This window comes from Alcanivorax sp. HI0083 (genome assembly GCF_001635175.1).
The window spans coordinates 1-366 of sequence record NZ_LWFX01001677.1; the positions used below are offsets into that span (position 1 = coordinate 1).

General features: G+C 68.6%; 1 protein-coding gene. It reads right to left on the reverse strand.

The genetic code is table 11. From position 1 onward, the window contains the following. Positions 1 to 366: DUF2868 domain-containing protein (locus A3754_RS24545; protein ID WP_156497210.1), on the reverse strand; the 366-nt coding region annotated here is incomplete at both ends.

Consider the following 366-nt stretch of genomic DNA (forward strand, 5'->3'; position numbering starts at 1 on the left):
CACAGCAGTAACTGGCTGTCGCGCTGGCGGTCCACAAAGCGTTGCCACTGGGCCAGCAACCCCGGGTCGGCCAACGCCGCTCCGTCTTCGTCGGCCAGCGGCACCAGCGCCAGCAGCGCCGTCATACCCTGTTCGCGGGCATCAAAAATAAAGTCGCTCAGCTCCCCGGTGGGCGGTTCCCAACCCCGGGCCACCACAATCACCGGCTGCCCGGCTTCCGCCGCCTGCGCCAACACCCGGGCATCCTCATCCAGACTGCTATTGCCGCCGGCACGCAACTGCAACGGCGCCGGACCCGCCGACAGGGCGGCACCGAGTGATGCAGATTGCAGGCCCGCCCCGGCCCAGTGAATCAGGGTGGTGCTG